This window comes from Streptomyces sp. STR69 (genome assembly GCF_024519455.1).
GTDB lineage: Bacteria > Actinomycetota > Actinomycetes > Streptomycetales > Streptomycetaceae > Streptomyces.
This window is the reverse complement of sequence record NZ_JALJRY010000001.1, coordinates 752,416-771,430: the sequence shown is the minus strand read 5'-3', so window position 1 is coordinate 771,430 and position 19,015 is coordinate 752,416. Positions and strand designations below refer to the sequence as shown.

The 19,015-nt window shown below is 69.0% G+C and carries 15 protein-coding genes, 1 tRNA gene, 1 pseudogene and 1 riboswitch; of the genes and pseudogenes, 12 read left to right on the top strand and 5 right to left on the bottom strand.

Features of this window, described 5'->3' with window-relative positions; genetic code table 11:
* Positions 1 to 139 precede the first annotated feature (139 nt).
* A riboswitch (cyclic di-AMP (ydaO/yuaA leader) is annotated at positions 140 to 313 on the top strand.
* 9 nt (positions 314 to 322) lie between these two features.
* The 7 genes and pseudogenes from OC490_RS03605 to OC490_RS03575 all read left to right on the top strand — a co-directional run bounded on the left by OC490_RS03605 (position 323) and on the right by OC490_RS03575 (position 8,301).
* Positions 323 to 1,015 carry a LysM peptidoglycan-binding domain-containing protein gene (locus OC490_RS03605; protein WP_262056249.1) on the top strand — a complete coding sequence of 231 codons (693 nt, stop codon included), beginning with the start codon at positions 323 to 325 and terminating at the stop codon, positions 1,013 to 1,015.
* A gap of 298 nt (positions 1,016 to 1,313) precedes the next feature.
* Complete coding sequence (gene eno / locus OC490_RS03600; protein WP_262056248.1) at positions 1,314 to 2,600, top strand: phosphopyruvate hydratase; 1,287 nt, start codon at positions 1,314 to 1,316, stop codon at positions 2,598 to 2,600.
* A 147-nt stretch (positions 2,601 to 2,747) separates the two neighbouring features.
* Positions 2,748 to 3,224 (top strand): FtsB family cell division protein, encoded by a 477-nt coding sequence (locus OC490_RS03595; RefSeq protein WP_262056247.1) that lies wholly within the window; start codon positions 2,748 to 2,750, stop codon positions 3,222 to 3,224.
* Between the two features lie 35 nt (positions 3,225 to 3,259).
* Positions 3,260 to 3,664: pseudogene (locus OC490_RS03590) on the top strand (DUF501 domain-containing protein); the annotation flags it as partial.
* Positions 3,665 to 3,865: 201 nt separating this feature from the next.
* The gene (locus OC490_RS03585) at positions 3,866 to 4,852 is read left to right on the top strand and encodes a Ppx/GppA phosphatase family protein (protein WP_262056323.1); all 987 of its coding nucleotides are present in this window, start codon (positions 3,866 to 3,868) and stop codon (positions 4,850 to 4,852) included.
* Positions 4,853 to 5,376: 524 nt separating this feature from the next.
* Positions 5,377 to 6,762, top strand: a complete 1,386-nt coding sequence (locus OC490_RS03580; RefSeq protein WP_262056246.1) for an NAD(P)/FAD-dependent oxidoreductase — start codon at positions 5,377 to 5,379, stop codon at positions 6,760 to 6,762.
* 246 nt (positions 6,763 to 7,008) lie between these two features.
* Complete coding sequence (locus OC490_RS03575; RefSeq protein ID WP_262056245.1) at positions 7,009 to 8,301, top strand: SAM-dependent methyltransferase; 1,293 nt, start codon at positions 7,009 to 7,011, stop codon at positions 8,299 to 8,301.
* Between the two features lie 66 nt (positions 8,302 to 8,367).
* Here the strand turns inward: OC490_RS03575 and OC490_RS03570 are convergent, their stop codons facing one another.
* The gene (locus OC490_RS03570) at positions 8,368 to 10,896 is read right to left on the bottom strand and encodes an ABC transporter permease (protein WP_262056244.1); all 2,529 of its coding nucleotides are present in this window, start codon (positions 10,894 to 10,896) and stop codon (positions 8,368 to 8,370) included.
* An 87-nt stretch (positions 10,897 to 10,983) separates the two neighbouring features.
* Positions 10,984 to 11,754, bottom strand: a complete 771-nt coding sequence (locus OC490_RS03565; protein ID WP_262056243.1) for an ABC transporter ATP-binding protein — start codon at positions 11,752 to 11,754, stop codon at positions 10,984 to 10,986.
* Between the two features lie 427 nt (positions 11,755 to 12,181).
* On the opposite strand from OC490_RS03565, the gene OC490_RS03560 reads away from it, so the two are divergent.
* From OC490_RS03560 to OC490_RS03545, 4 genes are all read left to right on the top strand, one after another.
* Positions 12,182 to 12,265: transfer RNA gene (locus tag OC490_RS03560), tRNA-Leu, on the top strand.
* Between the two features lie 139 nt (positions 12,266 to 12,404).
* Positions 12,405 to 13,328, top strand: coding sequence for a class I SAM-dependent methyltransferase (locus OC490_RS03555; protein WP_262056242.1), 924 nt, complete (start codon positions 12,405 to 12,407; stop codon positions 13,326 to 13,328).
* Between the two features lie 106 nt (positions 13,329 to 13,434).
* Positions 13,435 to 14,628, top strand: a complete 1,194-nt coding sequence (locus tag OC490_RS03550; protein ID WP_262056241.1) for a 4-hydroxybenzoate 3-monooxygenase — start codon at positions 13,435 to 13,437, stop codon at positions 14,626 to 14,628.
* A 171-nt stretch (positions 14,629 to 14,799) separates the two neighbouring features.
* Positions 14,800 to 15,687: a Bax inhibitor-1/YccA family protein gene (locus OC490_RS03545; RefSeq protein ID WP_262056240.1), complete on the top strand. Its 888-nt coding sequence runs from the start codon at positions 14,800 to 14,802 to the stop codon at positions 15,685 to 15,687.
* Between the two features lie 95 nt (positions 15,688 to 15,782).
* On the opposite strand, the gene OC490_RS03540 is transcribed toward OC490_RS03545, so the two are convergent.
* The gene (locus OC490_RS03540; protein WP_026151524.1) at positions 15,783 to 16,013 is read right to left on the bottom strand and encodes a DUF4287 domain-containing protein; all 231 of its coding nucleotides are present in this window, start codon (positions 16,011 to 16,013) and stop codon (positions 15,783 to 15,785) included.
* 102 nt (positions 16,014 to 16,115) lie between these two features.
* Between OC490_RS03540 and OC490_RS03535 the strand changes: the two genes are divergently transcribed.
* The gene (locus OC490_RS03535) at positions 16,116 to 16,427 is read left to right on the top strand and encodes a hypothetical protein (protein ID WP_262056239.1); all 312 of its coding nucleotides are present in this window, start codon (positions 16,116 to 16,118) and stop codon (positions 16,425 to 16,427) included.
* Between the two features lie 155 nt (positions 16,428 to 16,582).
* On the opposite strand, the gene OC490_RS03530 is transcribed toward OC490_RS03535, so the two are convergent.
* Together OC490_RS03530 and OC490_RS03525 are read right to left on the bottom strand one after the other, a co-directional pair.
* Entirely contained in the window at positions 16,583 to 17,371 is a 789-nt protein-coding gene (locus OC490_RS03530) for a hypothetical protein (RefSeq protein WP_262056238.1), read from the bottom strand.
* Between the two features lie 274 nt (positions 17,372 to 17,645).
* Complete coding sequence (locus OC490_RS03525; RefSeq protein WP_262056237.1) at positions 17,646 to 18,866, bottom strand: acetyl-CoA C-acetyltransferase; 1,221 nt, start codon at positions 18,864 to 18,866, stop codon at positions 17,646 to 17,648.
* Positions 18,867 to 19,015 lie beyond the last annotated feature (149 nt).

The window sequence follows — 19,015 nt, the reverse complement described above, 5'->3', positions numbered from 1 at the left end:
AAAGTGTGGGATGAGTCTCAGAAGCCCTGATCGTCTTTGAAATTCCGTGGTTTCCCTGTCTACGGTCAAGGCCGCTCGTCACCACGAGCCCCGGCTGCCGCACACGCCGAGTCCTGCCAGCGGCTTCCGGGAACAGTCGTCGCGTCAAGCGCCGTAGGCAGGAGCGGGGGACCCAAGGTAAGTGCCGGGCCCGGGAGTTGAGAGACGACCGGAACCGGCTTGGGGTGAAGCCGCGCACCGAGAGGTGTGCGGCCGGGCAACTCACACGGCCCGAACCCGACAGCTCACCTCGTAGGCGTCGGTGAGGGGATTGGGATCTTCCATGCTGTTTTCCAGCAAGGGCAAGCACCGCCGTCCGTCCAAGGCCACCCGCGTCGCCACGCTCGCCGGCGTGACCGGTGTCGCCATCGCCGCCCCGCTCATGGCGGCCGGCAACGCCTCCGCCGCCACCGCCTCCGAGTGGGACACGGTCGCCAGCTGCGAGTCCGGCGGCAACTGGTCCATCAACACCGGCAACGGCTACTACGGCGGCCTGCAGTTCTCCGCCTCGACGTGGGCCGCGTACGGCGGCACCGCCTACGCCTCCACCGCGAACCAGGCCTCCAAGTCGCAGCAGATAGCCGTGGCCGAGAAGGTCCTCGCCTCCCAGGGCAAGGGCGCATGGCCCGTCTGCGGCACCGGCCTGTCGGGCGCCACCTACTCCGGCGGCAGCTCCTCCAGCTCGTCGAACAGCAACAGCTCGTCGAGCAGCGGCAGCACCAGCACCCGCTCGACCGACACGACGGCCTCCCGCTCCGCCGAGCGCCCGGCCGCCAAGAAGACCGTCTCCACCCCGACCGGCAAGAAGGTCAAGAAGGGTGACGGCGAGTACAAGGTCGTCAAGGGCGACACCCTCAGCTCGATCGCCGAGAAGCACAAGGTCAAGGGCGGCTGGCAGCAGCTGTTCAAGCTGAACAAGAGCATCATCGACGACGCCGACTTCATCTACCCGGGTCAGCAGCTCCACCTCAAGTAGGTCTCAGCTGAACCACAGCGCCCTCACATCCGTGGACTCCATCATGGAGACCTCGTGAGGGTCACCCCCGTCCCCCACGGGCTCCCCGCTCCGGTGCGTGTTCCCCCGTACGCACCGGGGCGGGGCTTTTTGTGTCCCCTTGTTCTTCCGCGGGACTCTTTGTTCCGTTCGGAAACAATTTACTCTCGGTTCTGTCCATCAGGCGGCCGACCGGATGGCCAATCGCCCCGAGCCGGTTAGGCTCGTCTCGCAGAGCCGCTGCGGTGTTGCCGTAGCCGCGTCAGACCCCAAGAAGGAGATGCTCGTGCCGTCCATCGACGTCGTCGTAGCCCGGGAAATCCTGGACTCCCGAGGCAACCCCACGGTCGAGGTCGAGGTCGGCCTCGACGACGGCAGCACGGGTCGTGCCGCCGTTCCGTCCGGCGCCTCCACGGGTGCCTTCGAAGCCATCGAGCTGCGTGACGGCGACCCCAACCGCTACGGCGGCAAGGGTGTCGAGAAGGCCGTACTCGCCGTCATCGAGCAGATCGGCCCGGAGCTCGTCGGCTACGACGCCACCGAGCAGCGCCTGATCGACCAGGCGATGTTCGACCTGGACGCCACCGACAACAAGGGCTCGCTCGGCGCCAACGCCATCCTCGGCGTCTCCCTCGCCGTCGCCCACGCCGCCTCCGAGGCCAGCGACCTCCCCCTCTTCCGCTACCTGGGCGGCCCGAACGCGCACCTGCTGCCCGTTCCGATGATGAACATCCTGAACGGCGGCTCGCACGCCGACTCGAACGTGGACATCCAGGAGTTCATGATCGCCCCGATCGGCGCGGAGTCCTTCTCCGAGGCGCTGCGCTGGGGCGCCGAGGTCTACCACACCCTCAAGAAGGTGCTGAAGACCAAGGGCCTGTCCACCGGCCTCGGCGACGAGGGCGGCTTCGCCCCGAACCTGGAGTCCAACCGCGCCGCCCTCGACCTCATCCTCGAGGCCATCAAGCAGGCCGGTTACATCCCCGGCGAGCAGATCGGGCTCGCGCTCGACGTCGCCGCGTCCGAGTTCTACAAGGACGGCAAGTACGAGTTCGAGGGCAAGTCCCGCTCGGCCGCCGAGATGACCGAGTACTACGAGGAGCTCGTGGCGGCCTACCCGCTCGTCTCCATCGAGGACCCGCTGTACGAGGACGACTGGGCCGGCTGGAAGGTCATCACCGACCGCCTCGGCGACAAGGTCCAGATCGTCGGCGACGACCTCTTCGTCACCAACCCCGAGCGCCTCGCCCGCGGCATCGAGGAGGGCACCGCCAACGCCCTGCTGGTCAAGGTGAACCAGATCGGCTCGCTGACCGAGACCCTGGACGCCGTCGAGATGGCCCAGCGCAACGGCTTCAAGTGCATGATGTCCCACCGCTCCGGCGAGACCGAGGACGTCACCATCGCCGACCTCGCCGTCGCGGTGAACTGCGGCCAGATCAAGACCGGCGCCCCGGCCCGCTCGGACCGCGTCGCCAAGTACAACCAGCTCCTGCGCATCGAGGAGATCCTCGACGACGCGGCGGAGTACGCGGGCCGCTCCGCTTTCCCGCGCTTCAAGGGCTGAGCCTTCCCGCTCGTCCGCTCTGCGGACCATGGGCACAGCAAGGGCTGACCCATACCGGGCTAAGCCTTAGCCAGTCGTACGTACGTCCCCGCACCCGGTCCCGTACCGTGTGCGGGGACGTACGCACGTGTGAAGGGGAGGCGGGACATGGCCGTGAAGGACCGGGACCGGTTCTCCACCGCGACCAGGCTGAAGCTGCTCGGCGAGCAGACGGCGGCCCGTGTCTACCGCTCCCAGACCAAACGGCAGGCCCGCCGCTCCCGGCTCACCGGCCGGGCGGCCCTTCTCGCCCTCGTGCTGTGCTCGCTGATCGTGGCGCTGGCGTACCCGATAAGGCAGTACGTCTCCCAGCGCGCCGAGATCTCCGAACTGGAGCGGCAGCAGGCACAGGCCCGGCAGCGCGTCGAGCAGCTGCGCGACCTCAAGGCGCGCTGGCAGGACGACTCCTACGCGGAGCAGCAGATCCGGCAGCGGCTGCACTACGTGATGCCCGGGGAGACGGGCTACATCGTGATCGACCCGGACGCGGCCAAGCAGTCGCGCGCCGAGCTGGGGGCGGCCGACCGCCCCTGGTACTCGAACGTCTGGGACGGCGTCGACAAGTCCGACGCCTCCGACCAGTGAACCGACAGACACTCCAGAGAGACTCTCGTACAGGCATGGATACGCCCCCGCCGTCCACTCCGCGCACCGAGCCCACCGACGCCGACGTCGAGGCCTTCAAGCAGCAACTCGGGCGCCCGCCGCGCGGGTTGCGCGCGATCGCACACCGTTGCCCGTGCGGACAGCCGGACGTGGTGGAGACGGCCCCCCGCCTCCCCGACGGCACCCCCTTCCCGACGACGTACTACCTGACGTGCCCGAAGGCCGCCTCGGCGATCGGCACGCTCGAGGCGAACGGCGTCATGAAGGAGATGACGGCCCGGCTGCAGACGGACCCCGAACTGGCCGCCGCGTACCGTGCCGCGCACGAGGACTACATCGCGCGCCGCGACGCCATCGAGGTCCTGGAGGGCTTCCCGAGCGCGGGCGGCATGCCGGACCGCGTGAAGTGCCTGCACGTCCTCGTGGGCCACTCCCTGGCCGCGGGCCCGGGCGTCAACCCGCTCGGCGACGAGGCGCTCGCGATGCTGCCGGAGTGGTGGGCCAAGGGTGCGTGCGTACAGCCGCTCGCGGCCCCCGACCCGGCCGACGAACTGCCCGCCGAGGCCGCCGAGGCTTCCGACCCCACCGCGATCCGCAGCACGTACTTCTCCTACGTCCCGCTGCTCGAAGACGGTTTCAGCCGTGTCGCGGCGGTCGACTGCGGTACGAACTCCATCCGGCTGCTCGTCGCGGACGTGAACCCGGCCACGGGTGAACTCCGGGAACTGGACCGGCGGATGACGATCGTGCGGCTCGGCCAAGGTGTGGACAAGACCGGCAAGCTGGCCCCCGAGGCGCTGGAGCGGACGTTCGCGGCCTGCCGTGAGTACGCGGAGGTGATCCGCGAGAAGGGCGCCGACAAGGTCCGCTTCGTGGCCACGTCGGCCTCCCGCGACGCCTCGAACCGCGAGGACTTCGTCCGGGGCGTCCTGGACATCCTGGGCGTCGAGCCGGAGGTGATCACCGGCGACGAGGAGGCGGAGCTCTCCTTCACCGGCGCGACCAAGGAACTGACGGGCCGAGACGACCTGGCCAAGCCGTATCTCGTCGTCGACATCGGCGGCGGCTCGACGGAGTTCGTGGTGGGCGACGACCAGGTCCGTGCCGCCCGCTCCGTGGACATCGGCTGCGTCCGCATGACCGAGCGCCACCTCGTCCGCGACGGCAAGGTCACGGACCCGCCGACCCCGGACCAGGTGGCGGCGATGCGCGCGGACATCGAGGAGGCCCTCGACCTCGCCGCGAAGACGGTTCCGCTGCGCGAGGCCCGCACCCTGGTCGGCCTGGCCGGCTCGGTCACCACGGTCTCGGCGATCGCCCAGAACCTCCCCGAGTACGACACGGAGGCCATCCACCACTCCCGGGTCTCCTACGACCGCGTCCGCGAGATCACGGACTCCTTGCTGACTTCCACCCACGCCGAACGCGCCGCGATCCCCTCCATGCACCCGGGCCGCGTCGACGTCATCGGCGCGGGCGCCCTCGTACTCCTCTCGATCATGGAGCGGACGGGCGCTACGGAGGTCGTGGTGAGCGAGCACGACATCTTGGACGGCATCGCGTTCGGGATCGCCGTCAGGGCGGCGGAAGAGGCTGGAGAGGCCTGAGAGGCTGAAGTCGGCTGCCGACCCGCGTCACGGGAGCCGCCTCGCGCCCCGCCCGGGACGCCTCGCGGCGCCGGCGGACACCCCGAATTATTACTGGCCGGTAGTAAACTCCTGAGCAGCCCATATAACGTATGAGCGGATGCAGGGGCGCTCGCCACCCCCCTCCGGAACGTGTCCGTAAGAAAGTTCGTGAAGTTCTTCACAAGGAATTCTGTCCAGTTGGACGACCCGACTGCCCCGGTTGGCCCGTCCGGGGCTCCGGCGGGCTCGGGAGCGTGCTCGGCGGGTCGGTACGGGAGTGATTCGGGGGCGTTTCGGGAGGGTGTCGCGGAGGTGTGGTCCAGGGTGTCCGGTGAGACAGAGAAGCAGCTCACGCGGCCTTGACAACGGGGCGAACCGAACCGTGGTTCACCACCCATGACGTGACCTGGATCATGTGAGTCGCGGAGGATAACACAGCCCCTGTGGAAGCTTGTGAAGGGGCGCACGAGCGACCCCCCAGGGGCAGGTGGATACTCGATGGCATGAGCACCACGGAGCGTCCCAGGATCCTCGTAGTAGGCGGTGGGTACGTAGGCCTGTACGCAGCTCGGCGCATTCTCAAGAAGATGCGCTACGGCGAGGCGATCGTCACGGTCGTCGACCCCCGGTCGTACATGACCTACCAGCCCTTCCTCCCCGAAGCCGCCGCCGGCAGCATCTCCCCTCGGCACGTCGTCGTCCCGTTGCGACGCGTACTGCCGAAGGCGGAGGTCCTCACCGGCCGGGTCACCACCATCGACCAGGACCGCAAGGTCGCCACGATCGCCCCCCTCGTGGGTGAGGCGTACGAGCTGCCTTTCGACTACCTCGTCATCGCGATGGGCGCGGTCTCCCGCACCTTCCCGATCCCCGGCCTCGCCGAACAGGGCATCGGCATGAAGGGCATCGAGGAGTCCATCGGCCTGCGCAACCACGTCCTTGAGCAGCTCGACAAGGCCGACTCCACCACCGACGAGGAGATCCGCCGCAAGGCGCTCACCTTCGTCTTCGTCGGCGGCGGTTTCGCCGGTGCGGAGACCATCGGTGAGGTCGAGGACATGGCCCGGGACGCGGCCAAGTACTACACCAACGTCTCCCGCGAGGACATGCGCTTCGTCCTCGTCGACGCCGCCGACAAGATCCTCCCGGAGGTCGGCCCCAAGCTCGGCCTCTACGGCAAGGAGCACCTGGAGAGCCGCGGGATCGAGATCTACCTCTCGACCTCGATGGACTCCTGCGTCGGCGGCCACGTCGTGCTGAAGAACGGCCTCGAGGTCGACTCCAACACGATCGTGTGGACGGCCGGCGTCAAGCCGAACCCCGTTCTCTCCCGCTTCGGCCTCCCGCTCGGCCCGCGCGGTCACGTCGACGCCCAGCCGACCCTCCAGGTCACCGGCACCGACTATGTCTGGGCCGCGGGCGACAACGCCCAGGTGCCCGACATCGCCGCCCGCAAGGCCGGCGTCGAGAACGCCTGGTGCCCGCCGAACGCCCAGCACGCGCTGCGCCAGGCGAAGGTCCTCGGCGACAACGTGATCTCCGGTATGCGGGGCTTCCCGCAGAAGGAGTACTCGCACGCCAACAAGGGTGCGGTGGCGGGCCTCGGCCTCCACAAGGGCGTCGCGATGATCGTCATGGGCAAGGTGAAGATCAAGGTCAAGGGCCGTCTCGCCTGGTACATGCACCGTGGCTACCACGGTCTGGCGATGCCGACCTGGAACCGCAAGATCCGCGTCTTCGCCGACTGGACGCTCGCGATGTTCCTCAAGCGCGAGGTCGTGTCGCTCGGCGCCATGGAGAACCCCCGTGAGGAGTTCTACGAGGCCGCCAAGCCGGCGCCGGCTCCGGCCGCCGCCGCGAAGTCCGAGGAGAAGGCCAAGGCCTCCTGACCTCCGGTCACGCCTGACCCGTGGTACCCGCAGTCGACGTACCCGTCATACCCGTAGTACGCCCGAGGGGGCCGTCCGCCATCCGTGGTGCGGACGGCCCCTTCGGCGTTCCCGGCGCCCCGCGTCTACATGTCCTCTACATCTGTTTTGCCTACTCGTAATGCTCAAGCAGGACTGCGATCGGGCCTGGCCGGTGTTTACGTAGTGATGGACAATTCCGGGATCCGCGTCACGGAGGTGTGCGCCATGGCTGATGCCGCGCTGCGGCTCAAATCCCTCTTCGAACAGCTGCTGGGAACCCCCGTCCCGGTGCGCATCCGCGCCTGGGACGGTTCCGAGGCAGGGCCGCCGGATGCGCCGACCTTGGTCGTACGCAATCGCCGCGCCCTGCGCCGACTCCTGTGGAAACCCGGCGAACTGGGCATGGCGCGTGCCTGGGTCGCCGGAGACCTGACCATCGAGGGCGACCTGTACGCGGGCCTCGACGCGATGTCCTCGCTGGTGTGGGAGCGAGGCGACGACGCCCGCACCCTCGCCCAGGCCCTGCGCGACCCCGAGGTGCGGTCCGCCGTACGCGGACTGGTGAAGCTCGCCGGACTCCCGCTGCCGCCCGCCCCGCCCCCGGAGGAGGTCCGCCGCAGCCGCGCCCACCTCCACACCAAGCGCACCGACAAACGCGCCATCAGCCACCACTACGACGTCGGCAACGACTTCTACGAGATCGTCCTCGGCCCCTCGATGGTCTACTCGTGCGCCTACTGGGAATCCCCGGACGGCACTCTGGAGGACGCGCAGCGCGACAAGCTCGAACTCATCTGCCGCAAGCTGGAGTTGACGCCTGGTCAGCGCCTGCTGGACGTCGGCTGCGGCTGGGGTTCGATGGCGATCCACGCGGCCCGCGAGTACGGCGTGAACGTGGTCGGCGTGACCCTCTCGCAGGAACAGGCGGCCTTCGCCCGTAAGCGCGTCGCCGAGGAGGGGCTCACCGACAAGGTCGAGATCCGCGTCCAGGACTACCGCGACGTCACCGACGGGCCCTACGACGCCATCTCCTCCGTGGGCATGGCCGAACACGTGGGCTCCGCACGGTACCTGGAGTACGCGAGGGTCCTCTTCGCACTGCTCAGACCGGGCGGGCGGCTGCTCAACCACCAGATCGCCCGCCGCCCGTGGCAGGACGAATCGGCGTACGACATCGACGAGTTCATCGACGCGTACGTCTTCCCCGACGGCGAACTGGCGCCCGTCGGCGCCACCGTGACCCAGCTGGAGAGCGCCGGGTTCGAGGTGCGGGACGTCGAGGCGATCCGCGAGCACTACGCGCTCACCCTGCGCCGCTGGGTCGCCAACCTGGAGGCCGAGTGGCGGCGCGCGGTCGGCCTCGTCGGCGCCGGGCGGGCCCGGGTGTGGCGGCTCTACATGGCGGCCTCCGCGCTCGGCTTCGAGCGCAACCGCATAGGAGTGAACCAGGTGTTGGCCGTCAGGACCCCCGAACCGGGCGGCTCCGGAATGCCGTTGCGCGCCCGCACCTGGAACTGAGCCCGCCTCCGGGGCAACAGGAAGGGCCCCGTTCCGGTCCGGAACGGGGCCCCAACCCATCTACGGCTACTCGGACTTGATGGCCGACAGCATGTTCAGCTTGGCCGCGCGCCGGGCCGGCCACAGGGCGGCCAGGACGCCGACCGTGCCCGCCAGGAGCAGGAAGAGCGTCATTCGGGCCCAGGGGATGACCAGTTCGTACGTCGACATCTTCGAGCCGATCAACTCACCGGCCGCCCAGCCGAAGAAGACTCCCAGGCCGATGCCGAGCACCCCGCCGAAGAGCGAGATGACGAGGGACTCAAGACGGACCATCCGCTTGATGCCCTTGCGGTCCAGGCCGATCGCGCGCAGCATCCCGATCTCCTGCGAGCGCTCGAAGACCGACATCGCAAGGGTGTTGATGACCCCGAGGACCGCGACGATCACCGCCATGGCGAGCAGGCCGTAGACCATGTTGAGGATCAGGGTGAAGACCTGCGCGATGCTGTTGGAGAGGTCCTTCTTGTCCTGGACCTTGACGGCCGGGTTGGAGCCGAGGGCCTTCTCCAGCTTGTCCTTCGTCGAACTCGACGCGCCGTCCGCCGTCTTGACCAGGATCTGCATGTCGGCCGGGTCGGTCTGGTGCGGGGCGAGCGTCGCGTTGTCGAGCATGATGCCGCGGATCAGCGCGTTGCCCTCGTAGACCGCGGAGACGGTCAGCTGCTGCGCCTTGCCGTCCTCGTAGTGCGTGGTGAAGGTCGAACCGGCCTTCCAGCCGTGGGACTTGGCGGTGTCGTCGTCCACGACGACCTGCGTGCCGGCGACCTTGAAGGTGCCGCTGTCCACCTTGAGATCGGTGAGCTTGCCGATGGCCGAGCCGTTGACGCCCGTCAGGAACTCGGTCTCGCCGTCGATGCGCGACGGGGCGTTGCGCAGCGGGCTGCTGGCGGTGACGCCGGAGGTGGTGGTGAGCGTCTTGTCGACGTCGGCGGAGAGTTCGTTGCCGTTCGCCATCGAGACGATGTAGTCGGCGCTGATCGCGGACGAGGCCATCTTGTCGATCGCCTGCTGGAGGCTGCCCGCCATCACCGTCATGCCGGTGATGAGGGTGAGGCCGATCATCAGCGCGGAGGCGGTGGCGGCCGTACGGCGCGGGTTGCGCACCGAGTTCTGGCGGGCCAGCTTGCCGGAGATCCCGAAGATCCGCAGCACCGGGGCCGCCGCCGCGATCAGCGGGCGGGACAGCAGCGGGGTCAGGATGAACACCCCGATGATCAGCAGGACGGCGCCGATCCCCATGGGTGCCTGGCCGTCCGAACCGTTCATCGACGTGGCCGCGATGACGACCGCGACGCCCGCGCCGGAGAACAGCGCGCCGAGCGTGTTGCGCAGCACCAGCGACTTGGTGGTGGCCGTCGCGTGCACGCTGCTCATCGCGGCGACCGGCGGGATCTTCGCGGCCCGGCGGCCGGGCAGCCAGGCGGCGAGCATGGTGATGAGGATGCCGACCGCGAGGGCGCTGAGCACCGTGCCCGAGGTGATGATCAGCGGGCCGTCCGGGACGGTCGCGCCGATCGTGCCCATCAGCGCGCGCAGCCCGGCGCCGATGCCGATACCGGCGACCAGACCGGCGACGGCGGCGACCGCGCCGACCACGAACGCCTCAAGGAGCACCGACCGCGTGACCTGCCGGCGGGAGGCGCCGACCGCGCGCAGCAGCGCCAGTTCCTTGGTGCGCTGGGCGACCAGCATGGTGAAGGTGTTGGCGATGATGAACGTGCCGACGAACAGCGCGATGCCCGCGAAGACCAGCAGCCCCGACTTCAGGCCGCTCATCGAGGAGGCGATCGTCCTGGCCTGGTCGTCGGCGAGCTTCTGGGCGGTGGTGGTCTCCGTCTGCCCCTTGGGGAGGGCCTGGTCCAGCGCGGACTTCAGCGCCGCCTGACTCGTCCCGGCCGCGGCCTTCACATCGATCTCGTCGTACGTCCCCGCCTTGCCGAACAGCTTCTGCGCGGTGGCCGTGTCGAAGAGGGCGAGGCTGCCGCCGGCGGCGACATTGCCGTCGTCGGTGGTGAAGATGCCGGTGATCTTCGGCGTCAGCACCGGGCCGTCGACCGAGATGCGCACGGTGTCGCCGACCTTGTACCCGGCGCGCTTCGCGGTCTCCGAGTCGATCGCGACCTCACCCGAACCGTGCGGTGCCGTACCGGACTTGAGGGGATAGCGGGCGTCCTTGTCCCCCCAGTAGTTGCCGCCCTCGGACTGGAAGCCGCCGCCGATGAGCTTGCCCTTCTTGTCGGCTATGGCGGTGAAGCCGTTGACGACCCCGGTCGCGGACGCGGCGCCCGGCACCTTCGCGCTGGTGTCCAGCATGGCCTGGGTCAGCTCGGGCGTCTTGCCGACCGTGTCGCCCCTGTCGTCCTGGGACTTGGCCTGCACGGCGACGTCGACCTGGTCGAAGCCCTTGGCCGAGCTGTTCTGGAAGGCGTTCGAGATGGTGTTGGTGAAGACCAGGGTCCCCGACACGAACGCGACGCCGAGCATCACGGCGAGCACGGTCATGAGGAGCCGGGCCTTGTGCGCGAGTACGTTGCGCAAGGCGGTTCGGAACATGGGTCTACTCAGTCCAGGTGTACGAGAGGTGAGCCGGGGCGGCGAAGTCGGTTGCCCGTGCGGTGAGTTGAGGAGCCGTCAGAAGACTCAGCTGGTACGGCCCTTGGCGTCGAAGCGCTTCATGCGGTCGAGCACCGAGTCCGCCGTCGGCTCGAAGACCTCGTCGACGATGCGGCCGTCGGCGAGGAACACCACCCGGTCCGCGTAGGCCGCGGCCACCGGGTCGTGGGTCACCATGACCACCGTCTGCCCCAGCTCCCGTACGGAGTTGCGCAGGAAGCCCAGCACCTCGGCGCCGGAGCGGGAGTCGAGGTTTCCGGTCGGCTCGTCGCCGAAGATGATGTCGGGGCGGGAGGCCAACGCCCGTGCCACGGCGACGCGTTGCTGCTGGCCGCCGGAGAGCTGGGAGGGCCGGTGCTTGAGCCGGTCGGAGAGACCGATCATCCGGATCACCGAGTCCAGCCACTCCTTGTCGGGCTTGCGGCCCGCGATGTCCATGGGGAGCGTGATGTTCTCCAGGGCCGTCAGCGTCGGCAGCAGGTTGAACGCCTGGAAGATGAAACCGATCTTGTCCCGGCGCAACTTCGTCAGCTGCTTGTCCTTCAGGGAGCCCAGTTCGGTGTCACCGATCCGGACGGAACCGGACGAGAACGAGTCCAGGCCGGCCACGCAGTGCATGAGGGTGGACTTGCCGGACCCCGAGGGGCCCATGATCGCCGTGAACTCGGCCTGCCGGAAGGAGATCGAGACCTGGTCGAGGGCGACCACCTGGGTCTCGCCCTGTCCGTAGATCTTGGAAAGATCCGTGGCGCGCGCGGCCACTGAGGTGGTCCGGTCGGCGATGGGGGTGGTGGTCACGGAAGGCGCTCCTGTCGGGACGACGGTGTTGCTGGGGACGTGTTCCATCCTTCCGGCCGTATCCCGCCGTGGAGTCACCCGCTGTTCCGGTTCCGGGGGCAGCCTTCAGTCGGACTGCACCTCGCGCTGTCATACCTGGGGATGAGAGCCGCCCCCGAGACGTGCCCCGAGACAAGCACCGCCGCGGCCCCCGAGTCGGGCCCGGGTCAAGAACCGGTGGAGCACCCTCGTTCGGGCGGTGAAATTCCGTCATTCCGCATACAGGCCCCCACACCGCACGCAAGGCTATTGGCAAGTGCTGATGGCTCTTTCCACGGTCTGATGAACCCTCAGACATCAATAAAATAAGACAACATCGGTACGCCCGCCCGCTGTTGGGGAGACGCGCCCCGATAGGCTCGGAACCTCGATGTGGAGCCCACGGCCTGCCCGGATGGTGGAATGCAGACACGGCGAGCTTAAACCTCGCTGCCCCTTCGCGGGCGTGCCGGTTCAAGTCCGGCTCCGGGCACTATCGTGGTCACTGACTGTGACCTGTGGGAACGGTGTGTTGCCGACGTAGGTGCGGCAACCCCTCACCGGACGGACGTTGTCCGAAGCGCGGGAAAACCGGTGGAGCGGTCCGAAGGCGTGTCCGTACCGTGCGCGGGGTGACCTATCTGAGCCCCCTGGGATACCTGCTGGGCGTCGAGGGCGCCGCTCTGCTCCGCGGTTTCCGGGAGGGGAGTGCCGACCGGGCGTTCGTCGAGGCCCGGATCGCCGAGATCCGTACCCTGCTGGACACACCCGTCCTCGCGCACGCCGACGGGGTCACGGCGGAGCCGGGCACGATCGATGCGGCCGAGGTCTACCGGTACTGGGCGCCGCACTACGACGCCCCCGGCAACGGGATGATCGACATCGAGCAGCCCGTCGTCCGGCGCATCCTGGACGGCCTGCCCGTCGGCACGGCACTGGACGCGGCCTGCGGCACCGGCCGCCACACCGCCTACCTGCATGAACTCGGCCACCAGGTGACCGGCGTCGACGCCTCGCCGGAGATGCTCGCCCGGGCCCGTGAGCGCCTGCCGGACGTCGCCTTCCACGAGGCCGACCTGCACCGGCTCCCGCTTCCGGACGACGCGGTCGACACCGTCGTGTGCGCGCTCGCCCTCACCCATGTCCCCGAACTGGCCCCGGTACTAAGGGAGTTCGCGCGCGTCCTGCGCCCTGGCGGACACCTCGTCATCTCGGATGCCCACCTGCTGGTGTCCTATCTCCGGCCGACCCTGCCCCGCCGTCCCGGCCCGGACGGCCGCCCCTCCCTCCTCGCCGAGTACCACCGCCCGCTCAGCGCCTACCTCGCCGCGGCCATCCCGCTGGGCCTCCAGGTCCTGCACTGCGAGGAACCCCGCCGCCCCCGCGGCTCCCTCACCCCCGACGCCGCCCCGGACCCGCTCCCGGCCCACCCGTCCTGGGACCTGCTGCACTGGTGCCCGGAGGCGTCGGCCGCGGCCCTGGACGAGTCCCCGGTCGTGGTCGTCTGGCACTTCCGGCTCGACGCCACCCGAAAGGGCCCGCCGTCCAACCGTTGACAGTCCGGCCCGCCCGGTCGGAAACTGAAGCGGTCAGTCAGGTGAAGGAAATTTCACTCCACGAACACAGGCGTCAGTGAACGGCCCGCACTCGAAGGGACCCCCGATGCGTACCACCGTCGGCATCATCGGAGCCGGCCCCGCCGGCCTCCTCCTCGCCCGGCTGCTGCACAACGCCGGTATCGACTCGGTCGTCCTGGAGAGCCGGGACCGGGAGTACGTCGAGCACCGTCAGCGGGCCGGGATCCTGGAGCAGGGGACCGTCGACGTGCTGCGGGCCGCCGGCGCCGGGGAGCGGATGGACCGGGAGGGGCTGCGGCACGACGGGATCGAGCTGCGGTTCGACCGGCGGCGGCACCGGGTGGACTTCCCGGCCCTCACCGGCGGCCGTAGCGTGATGGTCTACGCGCAGACCGAGGTGTGCAAGGACCTGATCGCGCTTCAACTCGCGGGCGGCGGACCGCTGTTGTTCGAGGCCGAGGCGCTCGCCGTGGAGGGCGCGGACACCGACGGCCCGCGCGTCCGCTTCCGGCACCAGGGCCGCGAGGACGTCCTCGACTGCGACTACGTCGTCGGCTGCGACGGGTTCTGGGGCATCGCCCGCAATGCGATCCCCGCCGAACTGACCCGCGTCTTCGAACGGTCGTACCCCTACGCCTGGCTCGGCATCCTCGCCGACGTCGCGCCCTCCCACGACGAGCTCGTCTACGCCCGCCACGACCGCGGTTTCGCCCTCCTCTCCATGCGCTCCCCCTCCGTCTCCCGTCTCTACCTCCAGGTGGAGGAGGACGCGGACGCCGAGAGCTGGAGCGACGACGCCATCTGGGACGAGCTGGAGCGTCGCTTCGAGACGCGCGACGACTGGGTGCTCGACCGCGGGCCCATCACCCAGAAGTCCGTCACCCCCATGCGCTCCTACGTCCACGAGCCCATGCGGCACGGCCGGCTCTTCCTCGCCGGCGACGCCGCGCACATCGTGCCGCCCACCGGAGCCAAGGGCCTCAACCTCGCCGTCGGCGACGTCGTCACCTTCGCGCGGGCACTGACGTACAAGAAGAAGACGGGGAGCGAGGAGCGGCTCGACGCGTACTCCGCGACCTGTCTGCGGCGGGTGTGGCAGGCCGAGCGGTTCTCCTACGACATGACGAGCCTCCTGCACCGCGCGCCCGGCGCGACGCCCTTCGAGGGGCGGCTCCAGCTGGCCCGTCTGGAGCGGATCGCGTCCTCCCGGGCGGCCGAGACGGACCTCGCGGAGGCGTACACCGGGTTCCCCCTGGATGAACCGGATGAACAGGGATAAGGGGCTGCCAAGGCGGGCGTCACGGGTTGGTACCAGTGTTCACAGGGGGTGCGGTCCACCGCGTACCTTGGCAGGACGAGGGGAAGATCCTCCCCAAGAGGTAGGGTCAAACTTTTGCCTACCTATTACTCTTGAGCCCAAGGCCGCGCGAGGCGGCCATGGAGGAGTGAAATGAGGAGCAGAAACCCGGTCTTCTCGCGACGGGGGTTCAGCCGCGACAACGGCTACGCGGGCTTCAACACCGCGCCGCAGGCCGGGGGCCCCGCCGTGGGCACGCAGGGCAACCCGTACGCCCAGGGCAACCCCTACGCGCAGAACCCCTACGCCCAGCAGGACCTGCAGCAGGGCGCACCGCCCCAGGCCCCGGCCACCACCGGCCGGATGACCATGGACGACGTCGTCCAGCGCACCGGCACCACCCTCGGCACGCTGATCGTCACGGCCGCGCTCGCCTGGGTGCTGCTCCCGGTCGACGACGCCAACATCAGCCGTTCCTACGGCATCGGGATCGGCGCCGCGCTGATCGCGATGGTGCTGGCGTTCGTCCAGTCCTTCAAGCGGAAGCCCGTCCCCGCGCTGATCCTGTCGTACGCCGCGCTGGAAGGCGTCTTCCTCGGCGTCGTCTCCAGCGTCGTCGACAACCGCATCGCGAGCGGTGCGGCCATGCAGGCCGTGATCGGCACGATGGCAGTCTTCGCCGGCGTGCTCATCGCGTACCGCGCGGGCTGGATCCGCGTCAACCGCCGCTTCTACGGCTTCGTGATGGCCGCCGCGCTCGGCTTCGTGCTGCTGATGGCGGTCAACCTGCTGTTCGCGGTGTTCGGCGGCGGTGACGGCCTCGGCTTCCGCAGCGGCCCGCTCGGCATCTTCTTCGGTGTCATCGGCATCATCCTCGGTGCCTGCTTCCTCGCCCTGGACTTCAAGCAGGTCGAGGACGGCATCGCGTACGGCGCCCCGAAGGAAGAGGCGTGGCTCGCGGCCTTCGGGCTCACGCTGACACTGGTGTGGATCTACATGGAGTTCCTGCGGATCATCGCGATCCTCAACAGCAACGACTAGCCGACACCAGGCTGATCGCGCGAAAGGGCCCCGGGTTCGCCCGGGGCCCTTCGTCATGTCCGTATGTCCGTGATGGGTCGGTCTGTGGTGCGCGCCTAGAGCAGTTTGCGCGCGGCCCTCCTCAGGTCGTACTCGTGAATGATCGCCTTGGCGTGGCCGTATGCGAGGTCGTGCTCGGCGCGGAGCCAGCTGACCTTCTCCTCGAAGCGGAAGAGGGCGGGGCCTTCGTCGACGGTGCGCAGCCAGTCGGATACTTCACGACCGGTGCAATGGGGGATGCGGGCGAGCATGTTGCGATGGGTCTCCTGGGAGAACACTTGGGACATCGGCGCCTCCGGACGCATGGGGTGTAAGCCGGTCCTTCAAGTCACCGTGCCTGAGCGTTCGCCCGTTGGCAACAGTCCGGGTGCGGCGCGTAGTCTCGCGGCGTGGTGGATACGACGCGGTTGACTCAAGCGGTGGATCACTTCGCGGACCGGCTCAGGGCTGCGACGCAGAGCCGTTTGCAACGGGGTGCTGCGGCGGAGGCGCTGGGGCTGGCCAGGGAGTTCGCCCTGTGGGCGCAGCGGGTTGAGGATCCCTCGGGGGAGCCTCGGGAGATGCCGGATGCGGGGATGTTCGCTGCGGCGGATCAAATCACCGTGGCTGTGCATGACTTGGCGGTTGTACTTGAGAACGACGCCGAGGTCGAGCAGGCGCTGGGGTTGGTGGCGGAGGCGCAGAAGAGGGCGGGCGTCTGAGGTGCGTGGGCGGCTGCGGGTGCGTTGTGGCTGGTCGCGCAGTTCCCCGCGCCCCTAAGAACGCAGGGCGCCGTGTCTCTTCAGGGGCGCGGGGAACTGCGCGACCAGCCCCCACCGACCCGCACCCGAAAGCGAAACGGCGCATCTCCGAAAAATCAGAGTGACGCTATGACCCTGTCCGCCAGGATGTACACGTTCTCCTCGCCGCACGCGAACGTCAGCGTGTACGCGCCGGAGATACCCGAGCCGCCCAGCAGGAACGGGGTTTCGCCGGCGCGGAGGGCCGCTGCGAGGCGTTCGGCGGTTTCGCGGTGGCCCGGGGTCATGCAGAGGGTCGTGCCGTCGACGAAGACGTAGACGTCGAGCGTGCCGAGCGGGCCGGGGCGGACGTCGGCCAGTTCCACGGCGGACTCGGCCAGTTCCTCCAGCGTGGCCACCGTGCGTTCGTGGTCGTTCGCGACGGGTGACTGGGCCGGGACGAAGTCCGGGTGGGACGGGTGGCGGCGGCGGGCGGCGGCCAGTTCGGGGGAGTCACCGGCGAACTCGTCGGGCTCCGTGAACGGCTCGGTCACCGGCTCCAGCGGTTCGAGGCCCACGAAGTCGCTCTGGCGGGGCATGAACAGCTCGCTGTCGGGCAGACCCAGCAGGGTCGGCACCTCGGTGTCGCGGGCTTCCTGGGCGGCCCAGAAGGCACGCGCCTCGGCCAGTTCCCGCTCCCGCTCCTCGGCCAGTGCCTCGGCCACGGCGGCGCGTATCTCATCCGCGTCGGCATGACTGCGGGCGGCGGGGACAAGGGCGCGCACGGCGGCGGCCCTGCCCTCGGCGAGCTCGGTGTGCAGGGCTGCTACCTGGCGACGGAGCACCAAGAGGGTGCGCAGGACGGCGACGCCCACGGCGCCTGTGGCGGCCGTGGTGAGCAGCAAAGCGATCGGCATGGCGCTCACTGACGTACTCCCGGTTCAAAGTCGACCCCCGACTTCCTACATCAGCTTGAAGGGCGGACTATCCAGCTGTCAGTGCGTAACGTCACGAATCGGGCAGGACTTTGGGCCCGATGTTTGGTGGTGAAACGGTCCTGACCTGGGAAAATCCCTCTCCGAAGGGAGATAGGTCACATCCTGGGGGAGATTGGATCACAAATCGGCCCAGAACCCAGGTGGTTGCTGGGTTCCGGGCCTGAGGGTGACGCAAAGTTCCCGTACGGCTACGGGGAGTTGGTCAGCTGAGGCGCTCGATGACCATCGCCATGCCCTGGCCGCCGCCGACGCACATCGTCTCCAGACCGAACTGCTTGTCGTGGAACTGGAGGGAGTTGATCAGCGTGCCGGTGATGCGGGCGCCGGTCATGCCGAAGGGGTGGCCGACCGCGATCGCGCCGCCGTTCACGTTCAGCTTCTCCAGCGGGATGTTCAGGTCGCGGTAGGACGGGATCACCTGGGCGGCGAACGCCTCGTTGATCTCGAACAGGTCGATGTCGTCGACGGTCAGACCGGCGCGGCCCAGCGCCTGCTTCGACGCCTCGACCGGGCCGAGGCCCATGATCTCGGGGGAGAGGCCGGAGACACCGGTCGACACGATCCGCGCCAGCGGGGTCAGGCCCAGCTCGCGGGCCTTCGTGTCGCTCATGATGACGACCGCGGCGGCGCCGTCGTTCAGCGGGCAGCAGTTGCCGGCCGTGACGAGGCCGTCGGGGCGGAATACCGGCTTCAGGCCGGAGACGCCCTCCAGGGTGACGCCGGCGCGCGGGCCGTCGTCCTTGCTGACGACCGTGCCGTCGGGCAGCGTCACCGGGGTGATCTCGCGCTCCCAGAAGCCGTTCTTGATGGCTTCCTCGGCGAGGTTCTGCGAGCGGACACCGAACTCGTCCATGTCCTGGCGGGTGACGCCCTTGATCCGGGCCAGGTTCTCCGCGGTCTGGCCCATCGCGATGTACGGGTCGGGGAGCAGGCCGTCCTCGCGCGGGTCGTGCCAGCTGGAGCCCTCGGACGCGGCGGTGGCGGCGGTGCGGGCCTGCGCCTCGTCGAACAGCGGGTTCGTGGTGCCGGGGAGGCCGTCCGAGCTGCCCTTGGCGTAACGGGAGACCATCTCGACACCGGCCGAGATGAAGACGTCGCCCTCGCCGGCCTTGATGGCGTGCAGGGCCATGCGGCTGGTCTGCAGGGACGAGGAACAGTAACGGGTGATCGTGCAGCCCGGCAGGTGGTCCATGCCCATCTGCACGGCGACGATCCGGCCGAGGTTGTAACCCTGCTCGCCGCCGGGGAGGCCGCAGCCGAGCATCAGGTCCTCGATGAGCGCGGGGTCCAGCTCGGGGATCTTCGCGAGGGCGGCCTGGATGATCGTGGCGGTGAGGTCGTCCGGGCGCAGGTCCTTGAGGGAGCCCTTGACGGCGCGGCCGATGGGGGAGCGGGCGGTCGAGACGATGACGGCTTCGGGCATCACGGCTCCATTGGCGTACGTACGGTGTGATGTGCAGGGCTTCTTGGGAAGTTACCCGTACGTATGGCACAGGTCACGGGGATCGCTGTGTGACCCTGGCCGCAGTTTTCTAAGCGCTTGCTTGGCTCGGCTGATCGTCCCAGGCGGCT

What these genes read in the sequence shown, in the direction of transcription:
- OC490_RS03605 (WP_262056249.1), top strand. Translation starts at nt 323, where the DNA reads ATGCTGTTTTCCAGCAAGGGCAAGCACCGCCGTCCGTCCAAGGCCACC.
- eno (WP_262056248.1), top strand. Translation starts at nt 1,314, where the DNA reads ATGCTCGTGCCGTCCATCGACGTCGTCGTAGCCCGGGAAATCCTGGAC.
- OC490_RS03595 (WP_262056247.1), top strand. Translation starts at nt 2,748, where the DNA reads ATGGCCGTGAAGGACCGGGACCGGTTCTCCACCGCGACCAGGCTGAAG.
- OC490_RS03550 (WP_262056241.1), top strand. Translation starts at nt 13,435, where the DNA reads ATGCGTACCACCGTCGGCATCATCGGAGCCGGCCCCGCCGGCCTCCTC.
- OC490_RS03575 (WP_262056245.1), top strand. Translation starts at nt 7,009, where the DNA reads ATGGCTGATGCCGCGCTGCGGCTCAAATCCCTCTTCGAACAGCTGCTG.
- OC490_RS03525 (WP_262056237.1), bottom strand. Translation starts at nt 18,866, where the DNA reads ATGCCCGAAGCCGTCATCGTCTCGACCGCCCGCTCCCCCATCGGCCGC.
- OC490_RS03580 (WP_262056246.1), top strand. Translation starts at nt 5,377, where the DNA reads ATGAGCACCACGGAGCGTCCCAGGATCCTCGTAGTAGGCGGTGGGTAC.
- OC490_RS03545 (WP_262056240.1), top strand. Translation starts at nt 14,800, where the DNA reads ATGAGGAGCAGAAACCCGGTCTTCTCGCGACGGGGGTTCAGCCGCGAC.
- OC490_RS03570 (WP_262056244.1), bottom strand. Translation starts at nt 10,896, where the DNA reads ATGTTCCGAACCGCCTTGCGCAACGTACTCGCGCACAAGGCCCGGCTC.
- OC490_RS03540 (WP_026151524.1), bottom strand. Translation starts at nt 16,013, where the DNA reads ATGTCCCAAGTGTTCTCCCAGGAGACCCATCGCAACATGCTCGCCCGC.